Genomic DNA, 16,908 nt, shown 5'->3' with positions numbered 1-16,908 from the left:
CTACATAAGACATCGGCGCGCCACGACTGACGCGCCGATAAATTTCAGATAGCGACGAGTCATTAAGCTGCCTTGAGGCCGACATCCGGCAGCATCGGACGGTGACGCAGCGCCTTGGTCATCATCCCCTCCACTTCCGCCTTTTCATGCGGCAGCAGCGCCAGACGTGGCGGCCGGGTCAGTGCGGTACCGCGGCCCATGATGTTTTCGCACAGCTTGATGCACTGGACGAGATCCGGGCGCGCATCGAGATGCAGCAGCGGCATGAACCACTCATAGATCGCCATCGCCTCTTGGAGTCGTCCGGCCTTGGCCAGACGGAACAGCGTCTCGCCCTCGCGCGGGAACGCATTGGACATGCCGGACACCCAGCCGACTGCGCCCATCGCCACGCTCTCAACGATCACGTCGTCGAGGCCGGCGAACAACACGAAGCGGTCGCCGACCATATTGCGCGTGTCGATGAAGCGGCGTGTATCACCTGACGAATCCTTGAAGCAGACGACCGTGTCGACATCGGCCAGCGTGGCGAGAATGTCGGGGGTGACATCGTTCTTGTAGATCGGCGGGTTGTTATAGAGCATCACCGGCAGATCGGTGGCGGTGGCGACCGAACGGAAGTGCGCGGCAGTCTCGTGCGGCTTGGACGAATAGACCAAAGCGGGCATCACCATGATGCCATCGATGCCGACGCGCGCGGCTTCCTTGGCGGTATCCACGGCAAAGGGCGTGGTGAATTCGGCGACACCGCAGAGCACGGGCACGCGGCCCTTCGCGACCGACTTGGCCGCTTCCATGATCGCGATCTTTTCCTTGCGCTCGAGCGAGGTGTTCTCGCCGACTGAGCCGCAGATGATCAGGCCGGACACACCGTCACGGATCAGGCCGTCCATGACCTTCGCGGTGGCGTCGATGTCGAGCGACAGATCGTCATGGAATTGCGTGGTGACAGCCGGGAAGACGCCTTCCCAGGAAATGCGGGGACTCATGGCAAAACTCCGTGTGATGCCGGCGCGCATAGCGCGCCGGCTGATGAGGATGATGGGCGAGAATTAGAGGATCAGATCGTCGCGCCGACCTTGCGCAGCTCGGCAAGCACAGGCGCTTTCGGCAGCCAGATCTTGTCGAATTCGGCAATGACGGCTTCGGTATCCTTGACGGCCACCTGACGCACGGGCACCGACGTGCCCTTGAAGTTCTCGATCAGCGCCGGCTCACCAGCGGCCAATTCGTCGATCTGCGCATCGAGCGTCGATTTGACAGCCTTGGTGATCAGTTCCCTGTCGGCGGCGGGCAGCGACTGCCAGACGCGGCCGGACACGACCGCGGCCATCGGCATGAAGACGGCATTCATCTGCAGGATCGACTTCGACACCTTGTCGAAGCGCTGGTTCCAGGAGAATTCCAGATCGGCTTCAAGACCATCGACCTGGCCGTTCGACATGGCGTCGAACACCTGCGGCGTCGGAATCGGCGTCGGTGCGGCGCCGAGCGATGAGTAGAAGTCGCGATAGACCGGCGTCGGATTGATACGCAGCTTCATGCCCTTGATGTCAGCGAGCGTGTTGAGATCCCTGACCGCGAAGACCGCGCGCATGCCGGTGATGCCCCAGCCGAGGCCAATGGTGCCGGTTTCCGCAGGAAGCACGTCGAACAGTTTGACGGCCGCCGGATGACGCACGAATTTCGCCACGGCTGGCGTGGAGCGCACGATATAGGGCGCGTTGATCGCCGCGATATGCGGCACGCGCGAACCGAGTTCGGCAGCCTGGATGAAGCCCATATCGAGCGCGCCGGTCTGCAACTGCTGCATCATCGCTGCTTCGTTGCCGAGCTGGCCGGAGTGAAACACCGTCATGGTGAGACGGCCCTTGGTCTCTTCCTTGAGCTGATCGGCGAGCTTCAGCGCAGCCTTGTTCCAGGAATGGCCGTTCGGCGTGATCAGGCCGAGACGCAGCTCCTTGGCCTGCGCCAATGCGAGCGACGGCGCAAATACCGAAGCAGCTGCCGATGCGGCGAGGAAGCGACGACGTGAGATGGTCATGACGGAGGCTCCTTGATGAGTATGGGGCTTACTTGATGAGGGCGAGAGACAGATACGGATAGAGCGAGAGCAGCACCAACAGGATGCAGGAGATGAAGAAGAACGGCAGCGTCACCATGAACATCTTGCCGGGCTTGGCGCCTGTGACGGCGGCGGCGACGAAGAAACAGAGTCCGACCGGCGGCGACAGCAATCCGAGCACGAGATTGATCACGACGACCACGCCGAAGTGACGCGGGTCGATGTGGTAGATCTCGGTCGCCACCGGCAGCAGGATCGGCACGGTCATGATCAGGCCGGGCACGCCGTCGATCACCGTACCGATGACCAGCAGGATGACATTGCAGATCAGCATGAAGCTGATCGGATCCTTGGCAACGGTCTGGATCCAGGCCGCGGTTTCCTGCGGCACCTTGCCGAAGATCAGAACCCAGGAAAACACGGCGGCAGCGGCAACGAGAAACAGCACGATCGCCGAATAGATGCCCGAGCGCAGCATCATTTGCGGCAGTTGCGACCACTCGAATTCCTTGGTCCAGTATTTGCCGACAACAGCAGCGGCGACAGCGCCGACGGCAGCCGATTCCGTTGCGTTCGCCAGACCGCCGAGGATGGAGCCGACGATGACGATGGGAATCAAAAGGGTCGGCGAGGTGCGCAGGATGGTCATCACGCGTTGTTTTGGCGTCTGATATTCAGCGCGCGGATAGTTGTAGATGTAGCCCATCAGCGCGATGACGACACAGAACATGCCGGTCAGGATAACGCCGGGAATGATGCCCGCGATCAACATGTCGCTGACCGACACCTGCGCCAGCACGCTGTAGACCACGAACATTACCGACGGCGGAATGATCGGGCCGAGCATGCCGCCGTAGGCGGTGAGACCGGCAGCGAAGGTCTTGTCGTAGCCTTTCTTTTCCATTTCCGGGACCATGATCTGCGCCATGATCGCAACCTGCGCGGTCGCCGAACCGAGAATGGAAGAGATGAACATGTTGGCGAGAATGTTGACGTAAGCCAGCCCGCCCTTCAGTGAGCCGACAAAGGCCATCGCCATGTCGACGATGCGCTTGGTGATGCCGCCGCCATTCATAATCTCGCCGATCAGGATAAACAGCGGGATCGCGATCAGACCGTAGCTGTCGACGCCGCCGAACAGTTGCAGCGGATAGGACTGGAACAGCACCGGATTGCCGGACGCCATGATGTAAACGAAGCCGGCGAGGCAAAGGCAAAGACCGATCGGCACGCCGACCAGCATGATCACCGTGAATGCGGCGAAGGTGATCATATTAGTTCACCCCGTCGAGTTCGGAGAGCTGGAAGCCTTTCGGCGGCACCTTGGCGACGAGGCCGAGATCCTCAAGCAGGTTGGCGATGCCATGGATGGTGATCGACACCGCAAAGATCGGCAGTGTCAGATAGAGGACCCAGGTCGGCCAGTTCAGCGTCTGGGTACGTTCGGTGTAGAGGAAATTGAAGGTCTGGCCGGCGAACTTCTTCGCGTCGAAGCCCGCCTGCGCCAGGCCTATCGGATCCATCCACAGCAGGCAGGTGACGATCAGGCCGATACCGAACACGATCACCGTGCTCGTGGCGATAATCTTGAAGATCTGCTGGCTCCTGGCCGACAGGCGCTCGGTCATCATGGTGACCGCAAAGTCGAGCCGCAGGCGAGTCATAGCGGAGGCGCCGATGAAGGTCAGCCAGACCACCGAATACACAGCCGACTCATCGATCCAGTAGATCGGGAAGTGCGAATAGCGGGTGACGACATTCACCAGGATCAGCGCCGTCAGCAGATACATCAGGCCCATCAGAGCCAGCCGCTCGAAGGCCAGCAGCCCGGCGGACGCCACCAGGATGACCCGGCGGGCCCCGATGGCCGGGGCCGTCGACATCGTCTGGTCACTCATAAACTGCCCCCGCTGTCACGATTGTGATATGATTTCTGGATCGTATAATTTATACAATTTCTCTGTCAAACGCTGATTTGCACAAATTCGCGCCTTGAGGAGTTTTTGTGCGGCAGCGAAGACGGGATGAGATCTGAGATCAATCCGGCCGAAATCCAGAGAAAAGGCTCGATAAATCAATGAGCGCGCCGCTAAAGCACCGCACCCTGTCGGCCATGATCGCGGATCAACTCCGCCAGGCCATCCTCGACGGCACCCACCCGGCCGGCGCGCAGTTGCGCCAGGACGCCTTGGGCGAGGCCTATGGCGTCAGCCGGATTCCGGTGCGGGAAGCCCTGTTTCAGCTTGAGGCCGAAGGGCTGGTGAAGATCGTGCCGCAGAAGGGCGCCATCGTCTCGGAACTGTCGCTCGACGAAATCAACGACGTGTTCGATCTCCGGGTCATCCTCGAGCCACGGATGCTGGCGCAGTCCGCGCCGCATTTTGTCGACGACGACTTCGCTGCACTCGACGACATCCAGCACCGCTTCGAGAAGGCGATTGCCGCCGGCAATATCAGCGAATGGGGACAGCTCAACGCCGATTTCCACATGGCGATGTATGTCCGGGCGCGGCAGCCGCGCACGCAGTCGATCGTGATGGCGCTGCTGCAAACCAGCGACCGCTACACGCGCATGCAACTCTCGACGACCACCGCGATGGGCATCGCTGAGAAAGAACACGCCGAACTCATCGCTCTGTGCCGCAGCCAGAAGATCGATGACGCCTGCCGTTTCCTTGAACGTCACATCGAGTCGGTGCGCGCAGACCTTCTGCGCGTCATCGGCCGCACCATTCCGAAGAGCGGCGCTACCTAGACAGACCGCGTCAACAGCAACGACTCGTTTTATGCGAGTTCCTGCTCCACAAGACCGGCGAGATAGCTCGCGCCGATCGGCAGGAGATCGTCGTTGAAATCGTAGCCGGGATTGTGAACGGGCACGCCGCCCTTGTCGGCGGTGCGCTGCCCGAACATCAGATAGGCACCACGGTTACGTTCGAGCATGAACGCGAAATCTTCACCGGCAAGAATTGGATTGCCTTCGCGCAGCACCTCGGTAACACCCGGCACCGCCGCCGCGGCTTCTGCCGCGCGCACCGTCTCGTCGGCCGTGTTGATCGTGGCCGGATAGGCGTGGCGATACTCGATCTCCGCCGTGCCGCCGCAGGCTTGCGCGGTCAGCGTCACTGTGCGCATGAACAACTCCTCGACGCGTTCGCGCACCTCGGGCTTCAGCGTACGTACCGAGCCGCGCAACTCCACCGTCTCGGGCAGAACGATGTCCGAGGTACCGCCGTGGATCTGGCCGATGCTGATGATGGCGGATTCCAGCGCATCGATCTGGCGCGACGGAATCGCGTTCAGCGCATTCACCACCTGCGCTGCCATGGCCACCGTATCGATACCCTGATGCGGATGCGCGCCGTGGGACGAGCGGCCACGCAGCGTCACCTTGAAATAGTCGATCGCCGCCAGCGCCGTGCCGGTCAGCGCCTTGACGGTGCCGAGCGGCATGTCCGGGCTGTTATGGATCGCATAGATGGAATCGCAGGGGAAACGCTCGAATAACCCGTCGTCCATCATCGCCTTGGCGCCAGCGAGCCCTTCTTCAGCCGGCTGAAAGATCAGATGCACAGTGCCGGCGAAATTGCGCGTCTCGGCAAGATATTTCGCAGCACCAAGCAACATGGTGGTGTGCCCGTCATGGCCGCACGCATGCATGCGGCCCGGATTCTGCGAGCGATATTCGACACCGTCGCCCTCCTCCATCGGCAGCGCGTCCATATCGGCCCGCAATCCGATGGCGCGGTTGCTGCCGGCAGCCTGGTGACGGCCGCGGATCACGCCCACCACACCGGTGCCGCCGAAACCGCGATGCACCTCGATACCCCATTCGGACAATCGCTCCGCGACCAGCGCACTGGTGCGCTCTTCCTCGAAGCCAATCTCCGGATGCGCATGGAAATCCCTGCGCCATGCGGTCATTTCCGGGTGCAATTGGTCGAGACGTTCGCGCGGGGTCATATGCTCTCACCTTTGGACTTGTCCTGCCCATAGGCTAGCCCGGTGATCATGCCCTCGCAACCAACCGGCCGCACACGCTGCGCGCGCCACACACTTCAGCGCTCCGTGGTGACACCAAGCAGTTGGGATTAGCGGCTGCGAGATGCGCGCCACCACACGATCGACATCGTGATCGATCGGCCTGCCTGTGAATGCTGAGCGTTCTGGAAAATGGCACGCCATTCAGAATAAGACTGCGAACCCTTATGCTGTTGAAACAGATACATAATTTCGATTGAACACTTCATGCGCCCCCGCATGCGCTCAAATGGACAGCAGCCACTCTCGTTTGGGGAAGAAGTGTCGCGGCGCTCGCGCACTCACCATCGACAGCGCGGGGTCCTGACTATCTCGCGAGAGAGTTGGTCATCGATACGAATTGCAGCTGTCGGATGGGAGGCCTATGCTGAGCCTATAACCACGCAGCCGCCCATCGCACGGCGAGAGTCTGCAGACAAAGACCTTACGATGGATGGCTTGCATTTTGCCCCGGAGGTCACGCCATGACCATTGCTCCCACCCTGCAAAAATACCTGGCCGCTGAAAACATCCAATACGAGGTGATCCCGCACGAACTCCGCATGACGTCGTCTGGCACGGCTGAGGCATGCCACATCTCGGGCGATCGCCTCGCCAAGGGCATCGTGTTGCGGCGTGACGGCGAATATATACTGGCCGTCTTGCCCGCATCGCATCACCTCCGCCTGTCGGACCTGAGGACATCACTCGGCGACAATGTCCACATGGCCGATGAAACCGAGATCCATCAGCTGTTCCGCGACTGCGCACACGGTGCAGTTCCTGCCGTCGGTAAATGCTACGGGCTGGATATCATCGTCGACGACAGCATCCAGGCGCAGCCGGAGGTCTATCTGGAAGCTGGCGATCACGAGACGCTGCTTCATATGGGTCACGCGCAGTTTGCGCGCCTGATGGCCAACGCGCAGCATGGGCGCTTTAGCGCGCATGACTGATGATTAGTCGGACGATCCGCGGCGACCGTCGCGGTCCCGAATGGGAAGATTATGCCGCTGCTTAACTGTTGCTGCAGCGGTACGACGCCTTTCTACGTCTCATGCCCTGCATCAAAATCGTCTTCGAAACGCAAATGCTTGACGCTGCGGCCGCGGCGCCGCACAAGTTTCAAGGCCTCCACCCCGATCCTGATATGCCTTTCGACATAGTTCGCGGTCACCTCCTGATCCGACGCTTCGGTCTTCACACCCTCGGGAATCATTGGCTGATCGGACACGAGAAGCAGTGCGCCAGTCGAAATGTGATTGGCAAATCCCGCAGCAAAGATTGTTGCGGTCTCCATGTCGATCGCCATGCTCCGTGTACGACGCAATATATCCCTGAAGCGATCATCATGTTCCCAGACACGACGATTGGTCGTGTACACGGTGCCGGTCCAATAGTCGTGACCGAGATCGCGGATCATGGTCGACACCGCGCGTTGCAACTGGAACGCGGGCAGCGCAGGAACCTCCGGGGGCAAGTAATCATTTGAGGTGCCTTCGCCCCGAATAGCCGCAATCGGTAGCACCAAATCGCCAATTTTATTTTTGCGTTTCAACCCACCGCATTTGCCGAGAAACAACACGGCTTTCGGCGCGATGGCACTTAACAGATCCATCACGGTTGCAGCATTCGGGCTTCCCATGCCGAAGTTAATCAGAGTGATACCATCGGCAGTCGCATTGGGCATCGGTCGATCTGCGCCCTTTACCAAACTGCCATACGCCGTGGCGAACCATTCGACGTAGTTGTCGAAGTTGGTCAAGAGAACATACTCTCCGAACTCAGCAAGCGGCGTGCCGGTGTAACGCGGCAACCAGTTTTCTACGATATCCTTCTTCTCTTTCATTCCCGATGATCTCGCCCGGAATTGTGCAACGCCGCCGCCTGTCAAACTAGTGGATAGGACCGTTCCCTGTCCAATGAGGCACTCTTGGATTACTTGGGTTCCATTAATCCACTTGCAACCGTGAATGGTCCGGGCCTTGCGTCGAATGCGCGCTGTTCAGGAGGGTGGATTGCCACAGCGGCCGCGTTTGTCCGGTCTGATCGCGCAGGAATGATGTTTTCTTCTGCGACCTCGCACGCAATTGATTGTATAGTTGGAGGACATGGAGGGAGGCGAGACATACTGCATTGCATCAATTCACCTGAACTCTAGGAACGGAGGTTCGCCATGAAAGTCAAAGAGGTGATGCACAAAGGTGTCGACTGGGTCAGCCCCGACACCCCTTTCACCGAACTCGCGAAATTGATGCGGGGGCATGACATTGGCTGCGTTCCGGTTGGCGAGGACGACCGCCTGATCGGGATGGTGACCGACCGCGACATTGTCTGCAAAGGGCTCGCGAGGAACAGCTTCGATGCCGGCCGCGCGACGGCGCGCGATGTGATGACCGAAGGTATCCATTGTTGCCGGGAGGACGACGATCTCGCAAAGGCAATACATCACATGGAGAAACTGCGGGTCCGCAGGCTGCCGGTGATCAACAAGAGTAAACGGATGGTCGGTATCGTCAGTCTGGGCGACGTCAGCCATTCTGCGTCAGGTGATTTGTTGTCCGAATGCGTCAAGAGCGTTTCGGCCCATCACTGAAACACGGCCAGCGCTCCTCTTGCGATCCGGCGGAGGGGCGCGGCCGTCGGCACGATCGTCGAACAGTTCGATGAAAGAACTTTGCTCATCGAGCCGCGATGAAGAAGGTCGTGCCTACGCGGTCACGCCATTGTCCGCAGGCGCAGCGAGGGCGTGGATCGAAACTGCGAACTTCTTATGTCATTGAGACTGCCTGATAATATCGGCGATTCTTCTCGTCTTGCGCAGCCCTCACATTCGTTTCGACAACGAGCGATGGCTCGCCAATCCCGGTCGTATTGAGATTCTGCCAGGACCTCCCACATCATCTTGATAAGGGAGTCCAGGCTGTGCAGACCGTACGGGCTACTCTTGCCGCGACAATTGCGGTTGTCGCTCTGGCTATCTCCCCCACCACGTCTGTCTCGGCGGAGGGGAGCGGAAAACTTGTGCTGACGATCGCAATCGACGGAGCGATCGGACCGGCAACCGCCAGCTACGTGAAAGACGCTCTCGCCAAGGCAAGCGAACGGCGTGCCGAAGCTGTTATTCTGCGTCTGAATACGCCGGGCGGTCTCGTCACCAGCATGCGCGAGACCATCGCCGACGTGCTGGCATCGCCCGTTCCTGTCATAGGTTATGTCGCCCCGTCGGGAGCCCATGCTGCCAGCGCCGGCACCTATATTCTCTATGCAACGCATATCGCCGCAATGGCGCCGGGCACCAACCTCGGCGCGGCAACGCCCGTGCAAATCGGCAGTCCGGTGCCGGGCCTGCCGGGCATCACCCCTGATAAAGACGGCAAGGACAAGAAAGACAGTGCCCAGCAAACGGAGCCGAAGGACGCGACGATGGCGAAGGCGACGAACGACGCCGTCGCCTTTATCCGCAGCCTGGCCGAGTTGCGAGGACGTAACGCCGATTGGGCCGAGAAGGCTGTCCGGGAGGCAGCCAGTCTTTCCGCCAGTGCTGCGTTGCAAGCGAATGTCATCGATCTCATTGCGCGCGACCCGGTCGAACTGCTCAGGCAGGTCGATGGTCGCGTCGTGGAGCCTCCGGTGGCGACAGACGGCATCTGGCGACAAAGGATGCGACGATCGAGACGATCGACTCCGGATGGATCGCGCAATTTCTGTCTGTGATCACCAACCCCAACGTCGCCTTCATTCTTCTGCTGGTTGGCATCTACGGTCTGATTTTTGAATTCATGTCTCCTGGCGCCGTCGCGCCCGGCGTGGTCGGTACGATCTGTCTGCTGCTGGGCCTCTATGCCTTCAACCTGCTGCCGATCAACTATGCCGGCCTTGGGCTGATGATGTTGGGGATCGTGCTTCTGATTATCGAGGCCTTCAACCCGACCGTGGTTCTTGGCCTCGGCGGAGCCATTGCCCTGGTCCTTGGTGGGTTGATGTTGTTCAGGATCGACGCGCCCGGATACCGGCAGTCATGGACGCTCGTCAGCATCGTGACGGCAATGTTCATCGGACTGCTGCTCATTGTGCTCGGCTCGATCCGGCGCGCCCGCAAAGCTCCGGCACGAATCGGCGCACAGGCCATGCGCGGCCTGCCCGCCGAAGTTCTCGACTGGAATGACATCGAAGGTCACGTCTTCACGCAGGGTGAGCGCTGGCGAGCCCGCGGCATGGAAACATTCAAGCCCGGAGAGACGGTCGAGATCGCCAGCATCACGGATCTGACGCTGATGGTGCGTCGCCGGCCGGCACTCAGCGCCGGCGAAGGAGGTGTGCGATGATGCTCGATTACATAGCCTACTCGCTGCTCGCGATCATCGTGATCGCCTTTCTCTCCTCCGCCATTCGCATCCTCCGGGAATACGAGCGCGGCATCGTCTTCACGCTCGGACGCTTCACCGGCGTGAAAGGTCCGGGCCTTATTATCCTGATTCCGTTCGTTCAGCAGATGGTGAAAGCCGATCTCAGGGTGATGGTGCAGGATGTGCCGCCGCAGGACGTCATTTCCCGCGATAACGTTTCCGTCAAGGTGAACGCCGTTCTCTATTTCCGCATCGTCGACCCGGAACGTGCGATCATCAAGGTCGGGAATTTCATGGCCGCGACCAGCCAGTTGGCACAGACCACGCTGCGCTCGGTGCTCGGCAAGCATGAGCTGGATGAAATGCTCGCAGAGCGCGACAAACTCAACGCCGACATTCAGGAGATCCTCGATCAGCAAACTGACGCGTGGGGTATCAAGGTCACCAACATTGAGATCAAGGATATCGACCTCAATGAGAACATGGTGCGTGCCATCGCCAAGCAGGCCGAAGCGGAGCGGCTGCGGCGGGCGAAAGTGATCAATGCGATAGGCGAGCAGCAAGCCGCTGAGAAGCTCGTCGAGGCCGGCCGGATCCTTGCTCAGGAGCCGCAGGCGATGCAGCTGCGCTATTTTGCGGCGTTGCACGACATTGCAGGCGAGCGGTCATCGACTGTGGTCTTTCCGCTGCCGATGGATCTGCTCAGCCATATGACGCCGCGGCCGGGCGGAGTACCGTGAGTTTATTTCTTGTGCTTCTGCGCCAGCTTCAGCTTGAGTCTGCCATGGGCCGAACGAACCATGGCTTGCGCTGGCTTGCTCATCACCCCAATTTACCATCAATGAGTATCCTCGGCGCGCTCGTCGACAGGCACATGTGACGGGTGTCGTGCGTCGCCGCGCCGGTTTTGCGGGCGCACATACATCGTCATCGCTTCCGGGAGCTCCGCCTTGACTTTCAGAGCGGCGACAAGCGCGTCCTCGGCGTCTACGACGACATGACCCGCCTTGCCCTTCAGCTTGAATCCAACGGTAAATTGCATCTGCGCACCACCTCGTCTTCACTAATTGTCTCGCCCGCCTACTTTCCGCCAGCGGGCGCCATCTCGGCCTTCTTTCCTGTCGACATGACATTTGGCCGGCGCGTGGCACCTCGCGGACGCGCTTCCGGTCCGCAATCAGCCCAGCGACTTGATGATCTCCCGGTAAGCTGTTTCGGGAAACGCTTTCAATGTGTGCGTTCGAATGTTTCCCAGCATGCCCAACTGCAAATTGAATCGCGCGGCGACGGCATCGTCCGGCGCTTCGTAAACCGCGACGATGTCATAGTCGCCCATGGTCAGAAAGAACGATTTGAACTCTCCGTCCATATCCTTAAGAGCTTTCTTCGCCAAATCGAGACGACGCGGCGAGTCCTTGACGTGTTGGATACCTTGATCAGTCCAGTTTGCAAGCATGATATATGTAGTCATGGAAGTCCTCCTTGCGCACGAGACCCCCGTTCATCTTCACGCCCCAGTCTTGAAGAAAATGATCCGACTCAACAACGTGTAGTCCGATTCAAACACCATGATCCCGACAAAAACCAACAACACCAACGGCGGGAGCAGGATGGCATAGGCCAAAGCCAGACGCTCCCACGCCATGTGCATGAAGACCGCAACAATCAAGCCTGCCTTCAACATCATGAACACCACGATGAGAGACCACCTCAGATATCCCTGCAGGTTAAAGTAGTCGACGAGGTAAGAGCATGTACTCAGAACAAACAGCCATCCCCAGACCACGAGATAAAGCTTGATCGGATGCTGGTGTCCCTCGGCATGTGCTGCGGGAGTTGCATGAGGTGTTGCATGTAGCGTGACTTCAGCCATGTTTTTCCCTCACCAAAGATAGAAAAAGGCAAAGATAAACACCCATACCAAATCGACGAAATGCCAATACAGGCCAGTGATTTCGACGATCTCGTAGTTCCCCTTCCTACTTGTAAAAAATCCCCGACGTTCAGTCTCGAAATCTCCGCGCCAAACCTTTCGCGCAATGATGATCAGGAAAATCACGCCAATCGTTACGTGCGTGCCGTGGAATCCTGTAATCATGAAAAAGCATGAGCCGAATTGCTCTGCCCCCCACGGATTTTCCCAGGGCCTCACCCCCTCCATGATCAGCTTGGTCCATTCGAAAGCCTGCATTCCGACAAATGTCGCACCGAACGCGGCGGTCACCAGCATCAGCATCGCCGTTTTGCGGCGATCGTGGCGGTAGCCGAAATTGACGGCCATAGCCATGGTCCCGCTGCTGCTGATCAGCACGAAGGTCATGATGGCAATCAGAATGAGCGGGATGTGTTGTCCTGCAATCGTCAGAGCGAAGACTTCACTCGGGTTTGGCCAGGGCACCGTCGTGGACATGCGCGCCGTCATGTACGACAGCAGGAAGCAACCGAAGATAAAGGTATCGCTGAGGAGAAAGATCCACATCATGGCCTTTCCCCAGGATACATTCTTGAATGCCCGTTGATCCGAGGACCAGTCGGCGACAATACCTTGCCAGCCTGCGGTCGTCATTCGGCGCTTTTCGATGTTTGTCAGCACAGTCTCTGTCATCGCATCGATGCCTTCCCTATGTCAGCAACTGGCGGCAGATGGTGACGAAGTCATCCGCCCAGCCTGTCAGCAGAGCAAGCAGGATCAACCAAACCAAAAGCAAGAAATGCCAATACATCGTGCACAGTTCCACACTCAAACGCAGGCGTGGGATTTCAACACCACGCCATGCCTTGACGATGGTTCTGCCCAGAGCGACGAGACCGCCGAGCAAGTGCAGTCCATGGACTGCGGTGATCAGATAGAAGAAGGCGTTGGCAGGATTGGCCGCCAGAAAGTAGCCCCCGGTGTTGAGCTGCTGCCACACCAGCAACTGACCTATCAGGAAAACAACGGCGGAAACGCCGCTTGCAAGCAGGCCGGTCAGCACATTTTCGCTGTCGTCGCGATGTGCGGAAACCTGCGCCCATTGCAGTGCGCCACTGCTCACGATCAGAACACCGGTGTTGAACCACAGCAACCCGGGCACGGGCAGCGACCGCCAGTCGATCAGTTGCATGCGCATGGAGTAAGCGCTGACGAAGAGCGCAAATAACGACCCGACGACCGCGAGAAACACACCCAAACCTATTTTCGCCGCCGGCAACGACATCGAACTTCCGCCGGGAAAATCGCCGACCGCCCCCTCCTCCAGCCAAGGCTTGGCCGCAAGCCGTTGCTGCGAGAGCCACCATCCCGCAATGGCCGCTATTCCAGCCATGAACAGGACGATGGCCGTCATGGATGCGCTCCCTTCGGCGTCGAGCTGGCCGGCGGTTCATTCTGGGGGATGAAATCCCGTACTGCGCCGGGCACGCTATAATCATAAGCCCAGCGATAGACGACCGGGAGTTCCTTGCCCCAGTTGCCATGTGCCGGCGGCGTCTGCGGCGTCTGCCACTCGAGCGTGGTCGCGTTCCACGGGTTGCCGCCGGCGTCCTCGCCCTTGGACAGGCTCCGGATCATGTTGAACACAAATACGAGCTGGGCAAAGCCGACGATGAGCGCAGCGATACTCATGAATGCATTCAGGTCGTGAGCAGACGCCGGGACGAATCCCGTCCCGCCGATGTCGTGATAGCGGCGCGGCACACCCAGCAGCCCGAGATAATGCATGGGAAAGAAGATCGCATATGCTCCAAGGAATGTAACCCAGAAATGGAAACGTCCCAGCGTCTCGTTCAGCATCCGTCCCGTCACTTTCGGATACCAGTGATAGATCGCGCCAAACACGACCATGATCGGCGCAACACCCATGACCATGTGAAAATGGGCGACCACGAACATGGTATCGGACAACGGAACGTCGACGACGACGTTGCCGAGGAACAGGCCAGTCAGGCCACCATTGACGAACGTGATAATGAATGCGAGCGCGAACAGCATCGGAACGGTGAGGTGAATGTCGCCACGCCACAGGGTCAGGATCCAGTTGTAAACCTTGATCGCCGTGGGGATCGCGATGATGAGGGTCGTTGTTGCGAAGAAAAATCCGAACTTCGGATTCATGCCACTGACATACATGTGGTGCGCCCACACCACGAAGCTCATCGCTCCGATTCCGACAATCGCCCACACCATCATGCGATAACCGAAAATATTCTTTCGCGCATGAGTGCTGATGAGGTCAGAGACAATGCCAAAAGCAGGTAACGCAACGATATAGACTTCGGGGTGGCCGAAAAACCAGAACAGGTGCTGGAACAACAGCGGACTGCCGCCGCCGTACTTCCCGAGCTGACCCATCTCCACGAGCGTTGGCATGAAGAAGCTGGTGCCAAGAAGCCGATCGAACAGCATCATCACCGAGGCGACGAACAAGGCTGGAAATGCGAGCAAGGCCATCACGGTCGCTGTAAAAATGCCCCACACCGTCAAAGGCAGCCGCATCAGCGTCATTCCGCGCGTGCGACCCTGCAGCACCGTCACGACGTAATTCAAGCCGCCCATGGTGAAGCCGATAATGAACAGGATCAGCGACACCAGCATCATGATGATGCCTGCTTCCTGTCCGGGGCTTCCGGAAAGAATGGCCTGCGGCGGATACAGCGTCCAGCCAGCGCCGGTCGGCCCACCCGGTACAAAGAAGGTCGCAACCAGCACCAGCACGGCAAGCAGATAGATCCAGTAGCTCAGCATGTTCGCGTAGGGGAACACCATGTCGCGAGCACCGACCATCAGCGGGATGAGATAATTCCCGAAGCCTCCGAGAAACAGCGCCGTGAGAAGGTAGATCACCATGATCATGCCATGCATGGTGATGAACTGAAGATACTGGCTCGGATCGATAAACGAAAACGTTCCGGGGAATCCGAGCTGCAGCCGCATCAGCCACGACAGCACCAGCGCGACCATACCGATGGCCATTGCTGTCATCGCATACTGGACCGCAATGATCTTGGCATCTTGCGAGAAGACATATCGCGTCCACCAACTTCGTGGGTGATAGAGATCGACCTCACCCACTTCGGCCGGCGGAATTCCTGCGAGTACGTCAGACGGGACATCAACCATTAAAATGTCCTCCCGGATTTATCCTCTGATCGTCGCTCATCGTAAGTGTTACAACGTGCAACGCCGCCGCCCCGGTCCTGCTATTTGCCGCGGGTCTTGTAAGTTGCCTTCGTGATGGTGCGGTGGCCCGATAACGCTGCGAATGTCTGCTGCTTCTCCAGCCATGCATGATATTCGCTCTCTTCCTGGACGATGACGTTGCTCCGCATTTGCGCATGCGCGATGCCGCACAATTCCGCGCAAAGAACCTCGAATGTTCCTGTGCGCGTGGGAGTGAACCAGAAGTATGTGACCGAGCCCGGCACCATATCCATCTTCGCCCGGAACTCAGGCACGTAGAAATCGTGAAGAACATCGATTGAACGGAGCAATACCTTGACCGGCTTCCCGATCGGGAGATGCAAATCGTCGTTCTCAACCACGACGTCGTCCTGACCATTAGGATCGTTCGGATTCAAGCCTAGCGGATTCTCGGCACTGACGTTGCGGGCATCGACCGTCCCGAGTCGGCCGTCTTTTCCGGGCAGCCGGTAGCTCCAGCGCCATTGCTGGCCCATGACCTCGATCTCTGTTGCATCGGACGGCACCGTCACAAACTGATGCCAGACAACCAAACCGGGCGCCAACATCGCTCCGACACCGATCGCGGTCCCTATGGTGAGCCACCATTCGAGCCTTTTGTTTTCGGGCTCATAGGCCGCTTGTCTTCCTTCTTTGTGATGAAAACGGAAGATGCAATAGGCGATGAATGCGACGATCGCGAAGAAGACCGCTCCGGTGATCCAGAACGTCATGGTGATCGTGTCGTCGATGTAACTCCAGTTCGATGCGATCGGCGTCCACCACCATGGGCTAAGGAGGTGAAACAGCACCGAAGCGACTGCGACCAACAGCAGTATGAATGCTACAGCCATCCCTTGTTCATCCTTGCCTCTAGAGGCTGCGGACAAGACTTAGAAAAGGGCGCAGTTCACGTCTGCATCGATGGCTGATTTCGAGCTCGCCATCACAATGCTGGCCGCCTTGCCCTCTAACCGGTCGCAACATCGAATTCGAAAAATTGCGATCGCTGGTGTCGTCGAACTACGGGCACTTGCCACTACAGGATGTTCCCCGGCAGGCTTGATTGTCAATAGACCGGCTTATTCCTCACGACGACGATAGCACCACGATCGAACCGTTGAGCAATGGCACGCGCAACGGATTCTCATATCGCATTGCAATAGACGACGCCGTGCGTCCGCAGGACGGACAAAGTGATGGGTCAATTGCCATCAGCCACGCGGTGAAACGTAAACCTTACAAAGGAAGAATTCACCGAACAGTGCGTGCTATTCTTTTCTGATTGCGCTAAACTTGCTGCACAGGTTGCGACA

At 58.8% G+C, this 16,908-nt stretch carries 17 protein-coding genes and 1 pseudogene; 5 read left to right on the top strand and 13 right to left on the bottom strand.

Annotated features, from left to right (window positions below):
• Positions 1 to 62: 62 nt before the first annotated feature.
• The 4 genes from AB8A50_RS24725 to AB8A50_RS24710 form a co-directional block, all read right to left on the bottom strand.
• A complete protein-coding gene (locus tag AB8A50_RS24725) occupies positions 63 to 989 on the bottom strand; it encodes a dihydrodipicolinate synthase family protein (protein WP_439079214.1) in 927 nt (308 codons plus the stop codon).
• A 71-nt stretch (positions 990 to 1,060) separates the two neighbouring features.
• On the bottom strand, positions 1,061 to 2,044 hold the full coding sequence (locus tag AB8A50_RS24720) for a TRAP transporter substrate-binding protein (RefSeq protein ID WP_175368604.1): 984 nt from the start codon (positions 2,042 to 2,044) through the stop codon (positions 1,061 to 1,063).
• A 28-nt stretch (positions 2,045 to 2,072) separates the two neighbouring features.
• Positions 2,073 to 3,338: a TRAP transporter large permease gene (locus tag AB8A50_RS24715; protein WP_089262743.1), complete on the bottom strand. Its 1,266-nt coding sequence runs from the start codon at positions 3,336 to 3,338 to the stop codon at positions 2,073 to 2,075.
• A 1-nt stretch (position 3,339) separates the two neighbouring features.
• Positions 3,340 to 3,963 carry a TRAP transporter small permease gene (locus AB8A50_RS24710; protein ID WP_184513218.1) on the bottom strand — a complete coding sequence of 208 codons (624 nt, stop codon included), beginning with the start codon at positions 3,961 to 3,963 and terminating at the stop codon, positions 3,340 to 3,342.
• Between the two features lie 179 nt (positions 3,964 to 4,142).
• Between AB8A50_RS24710 and AB8A50_RS24705 the strand changes: the two genes are divergently transcribed.
• Entirely contained in the window at positions 4,143 to 4,820 is a 678-nt protein-coding gene (locus tag AB8A50_RS24705) for a GntR family transcriptional regulator (RefSeq protein WP_093759769.1), read from the top strand.
• Positions 4,821 to 4,849: 29 nt separating this feature from the next.
• Here the strand turns inward: AB8A50_RS24705 and AB8A50_RS24700 are convergent, their stop codons facing one another.
• Complete coding sequence (locus AB8A50_RS24700) at positions 4,850 to 6,028, bottom strand: M20 aminoacylase family protein (RefSeq protein ID WP_439079212.1); 1,179 nt, start codon at positions 6,026 to 6,028, stop codon at positions 4,850 to 4,852.
• A gap of 542 nt (positions 6,029 to 6,570) precedes the next feature.
• Between AB8A50_RS24700 and AB8A50_RS24695 the strand changes: the two genes are divergently transcribed.
• Positions 6,571 to 7,041 carry an aminoacyl-tRNA deacylase gene (locus AB8A50_RS24695; RefSeq protein WP_089262750.1) on the top strand — a complete coding sequence of 157 codons (471 nt, stop codon included), beginning with the start codon at positions 6,571 to 6,573 and terminating at the stop codon, positions 7,039 to 7,041.
• A 92-nt stretch (positions 7,042 to 7,133) separates the two neighbouring features.
• On the opposite strand, the gene AB8A50_RS24690 is transcribed toward AB8A50_RS24695, so the two are convergent.
• Positions 7,134 to 7,934 (bottom strand): AMP nucleosidase, encoded by an 801-nt coding sequence (locus tag AB8A50_RS24690; protein WP_089262752.1) that lies wholly within the window; start codon positions 7,932 to 7,934, stop codon positions 7,134 to 7,136.
• A 327-nt stretch (positions 7,935 to 8,261) separates the two neighbouring features.
• Between AB8A50_RS24690 and AB8A50_RS24685 the strand changes: the two genes are divergently transcribed.
• The 3 genes and pseudogenes from AB8A50_RS24685 to AB8A50_RS24675 all read left to right on the top strand — a co-directional run bounded on the left by AB8A50_RS24685 (position 8,262) and on the right by AB8A50_RS24675 (position 11,174).
• Complete coding sequence (locus AB8A50_RS24685; protein WP_439079211.1) at positions 8,262 to 8,681, top strand: CBS domain-containing protein; 420 nt, start codon at positions 8,262 to 8,264, stop codon at positions 8,679 to 8,681.
• A gap of 329 nt (positions 8,682 to 9,010) precedes the next feature.
• Positions 9,011 to 10,413, top strand: a pseudogene (locus AB8A50_RS24680) (NfeD family protein).
• Positions 10,410 to 11,174 carry a slipin family protein gene (locus tag AB8A50_RS24675; RefSeq protein WP_093759775.1) on the top strand — a complete coding sequence of 255 codons (765 nt, stop codon included), beginning with the start codon at positions 10,410 to 10,412 and terminating at the stop codon, positions 11,172 to 11,174. Before AB8A50_RS24680 ends, AB8A50_RS24675 begins: the two are co-directional and overlap by 4 nt.
• A gap of 98 nt (positions 11,175 to 11,272) precedes the next feature.
• Here the strand turns inward: AB8A50_RS24675 and AB8A50_RS24670 are convergent, their stop codons facing one another.
• The 7 genes from AB8A50_RS24670 to coxB all read right to left on the bottom strand — a co-directional run bounded on the left by AB8A50_RS24670 (position 11,273) and on the right by coxB (position 16,446).
• On the bottom strand, positions 11,273 to 11,476 hold the full coding sequence (locus tag AB8A50_RS24670) for a hypothetical protein (RefSeq protein WP_089262760.1): 204 nt from the start codon (positions 11,474 to 11,476) through the stop codon (positions 11,273 to 11,275).
• A 135-nt stretch (positions 11,477 to 11,611) separates the two neighbouring features.
• Complete coding sequence (locus AB8A50_RS24665) at positions 11,612 to 11,905, bottom strand: GYD domain-containing protein (RefSeq protein ID WP_120288269.1); 294 nt, start codon at positions 11,903 to 11,905, stop codon at positions 11,612 to 11,614.
• A gap of 36 nt (positions 11,906 to 11,941) precedes the next feature.
• A complete protein-coding gene (locus AB8A50_RS24660) occupies positions 11,942 to 12,307 on the bottom strand; it encodes a cytochrome C oxidase subunit IV family protein (RefSeq protein ID WP_089262764.1) in 366 nt (121 codons plus the stop codon).
• A 9-nt stretch (positions 12,308 to 12,316) separates the two neighbouring features.
• Positions 12,317 to 13,039, bottom strand: a complete 723-nt coding sequence (locus tag AB8A50_RS24655) for a heme-copper oxidase subunit III family protein (RefSeq protein ID WP_439057043.1) — start codon at positions 13,037 to 13,039, stop codon at positions 12,317 to 12,319.
• 16 nt (positions 13,040 to 13,055) lie between these two features.
• Positions 13,056 to 13,760: a cytochrome c oxidase subunit 3 gene (locus tag AB8A50_RS24650; protein WP_439057042.1), complete on the bottom strand. Its 705-nt coding sequence runs from the start codon at positions 13,758 to 13,760 to the stop codon at positions 13,056 to 13,058.
• Complete coding sequence (locus AB8A50_RS24645) at positions 13,757 to 15,532, bottom strand: cbb3-type cytochrome c oxidase subunit I (RefSeq protein ID WP_439079210.1); 1,776 nt, start codon at positions 15,530 to 15,532, stop codon at positions 13,757 to 13,759. Before AB8A50_RS24645 ends, AB8A50_RS24650 begins: the two co-directional genes overlap by 4 nt.
• 80 nt (positions 15,533 to 15,612) lie before the next feature.
• Complete coding sequence (gene coxB / locus AB8A50_RS24640) at positions 15,613 to 16,446, bottom strand: cytochrome c oxidase subunit II (RefSeq protein ID WP_439079209.1); 834 nt, start codon at positions 16,444 to 16,446, stop codon at positions 15,613 to 15,615.
• Positions 16,447 to 16,908 lie beyond the last annotated feature (462 nt).

The sequence above is a fragment of the Tardiphaga sp. 841_E9_N1_2 genome (genome assembly GCF_051811065.1).
GTDB classification, from domain to species: domain Bacteria; phylum Pseudomonadota; class Alphaproteobacteria; order Rhizobiales; family Xanthobacteraceae; genus Tardiphaga; species Tardiphaga robiniae.
Note: the sequence above shows the minus strand (reverse complement) of the source record. Positions and strands in the feature narration are given on the sequence as shown.

What these genes read in the sequence shown, in the direction of transcription:
- AB8A50_RS24650 (WP_439057042.1), bottom strand. Translation starts at nt 13,760, where the DNA reads ATGACGGCCATCGTCCTGTTCATGGCTGGAATAGCGGCCATTGCGGGA.
- AB8A50_RS24655 (WP_439057043.1), bottom strand. Translation starts at nt 13,039, where the DNA reads ATGACAGAGACTGTGCTGACAAACATCGAAAAGCGCCGAATGACGACC.
- AB8A50_RS24705 (WP_093759769.1), top strand. Translation starts at nt 4,143, where the DNA reads ATGAGCGCGCCGCTAAAGCACCGCACCCTGTCGGCCATGATCGCGGAT.
- coxB (WP_439079209.1), bottom strand. Translation starts at nt 16,446, where the DNA reads ATGGCTGTAGCATTCATACTGCTGTTGGTCGCAGTCGCTTCGGTGCTG.
- AB8A50_RS24715 (WP_089262743.1), bottom strand. Translation starts at nt 3,338, where the DNA reads ATGATCACCTTCGCCGCATTCACGGTGATCATGCTGGTCGGCGTGCCG.
- AB8A50_RS24645 (WP_439079210.1), bottom strand. Translation starts at nt 15,532, where the DNA reads ATGGTTGATGTCCCGTCTGACGTACTCGCAGGAATTCCGCCGGCCGAA.
- AB8A50_RS24685 (WP_439079211.1), top strand. Translation starts at nt 8,262, where the DNA reads ATGAAAGTCAAAGAGGTGATGCACAAAGGTGTCGACTGGGTCAGCCCC.
- AB8A50_RS24710 (WP_184513218.1), bottom strand. Translation starts at nt 3,963, where the DNA reads ATGAGTGACCAGACGATGTCGACGGCCCCGGCCATCGGGGCCCGCCGG.
- AB8A50_RS24670 (WP_089262760.1), bottom strand. Translation starts at nt 11,476, where the DNA reads ATGCAATTTACCGTTGGATTCAAGCTGAAGGGCAAGGCGGGTCATGTC.
- AB8A50_RS24690 (WP_089262752.1), bottom strand. Translation starts at nt 7,934, where the DNA reads ATGAAAGAGAAGAAGGATATCGTAGAAAACTGGTTGCCGCGTTACACC.
- AB8A50_RS24675 (WP_093759775.1), top strand. Translation starts at nt 10,410, where the DNA reads ATGATGCTCGATTACATAGCCTACTCGCTGCTCGCGATCATCGTGATC.
- AB8A50_RS24660 (WP_089262764.1), bottom strand. Translation starts at nt 12,307, where the DNA reads ATGGCTGAAGTCACGCTACATGCAACACCTCATGCAACTCCCGCAGCA.
- AB8A50_RS24720 (WP_175368604.1), bottom strand. Translation starts at nt 2,044, where the DNA reads ATGACCATCTCACGTCGTCGCTTCCTCGCCGCATCGGCAGCTGCTTCG.
- AB8A50_RS24725 (WP_439079214.1), bottom strand. Translation starts at nt 989, where the DNA reads ATGAGTCCCCGCATTTCCTGGGAAGGCGTCTTCCCGGCTGTCACCACG.
- AB8A50_RS24695 (WP_089262750.1), top strand. Translation starts at nt 6,571, where the DNA reads ATGACCATTGCTCCCACCCTGCAAAAATACCTGGCCGCTGAAAACATC.
- AB8A50_RS24665 (WP_120288269.1), bottom strand. Translation starts at nt 11,905, where the DNA reads ATGACTACATATATCATGCTTGCAAACTGGACTGATCAAGGTATCCAA.
- AB8A50_RS24700 (WP_439079212.1), bottom strand. Translation starts at nt 6,028, where the DNA reads ATGACCCCGCGCGAACGTCTCGACCAATTGCACCCGGAAATGACCGCA.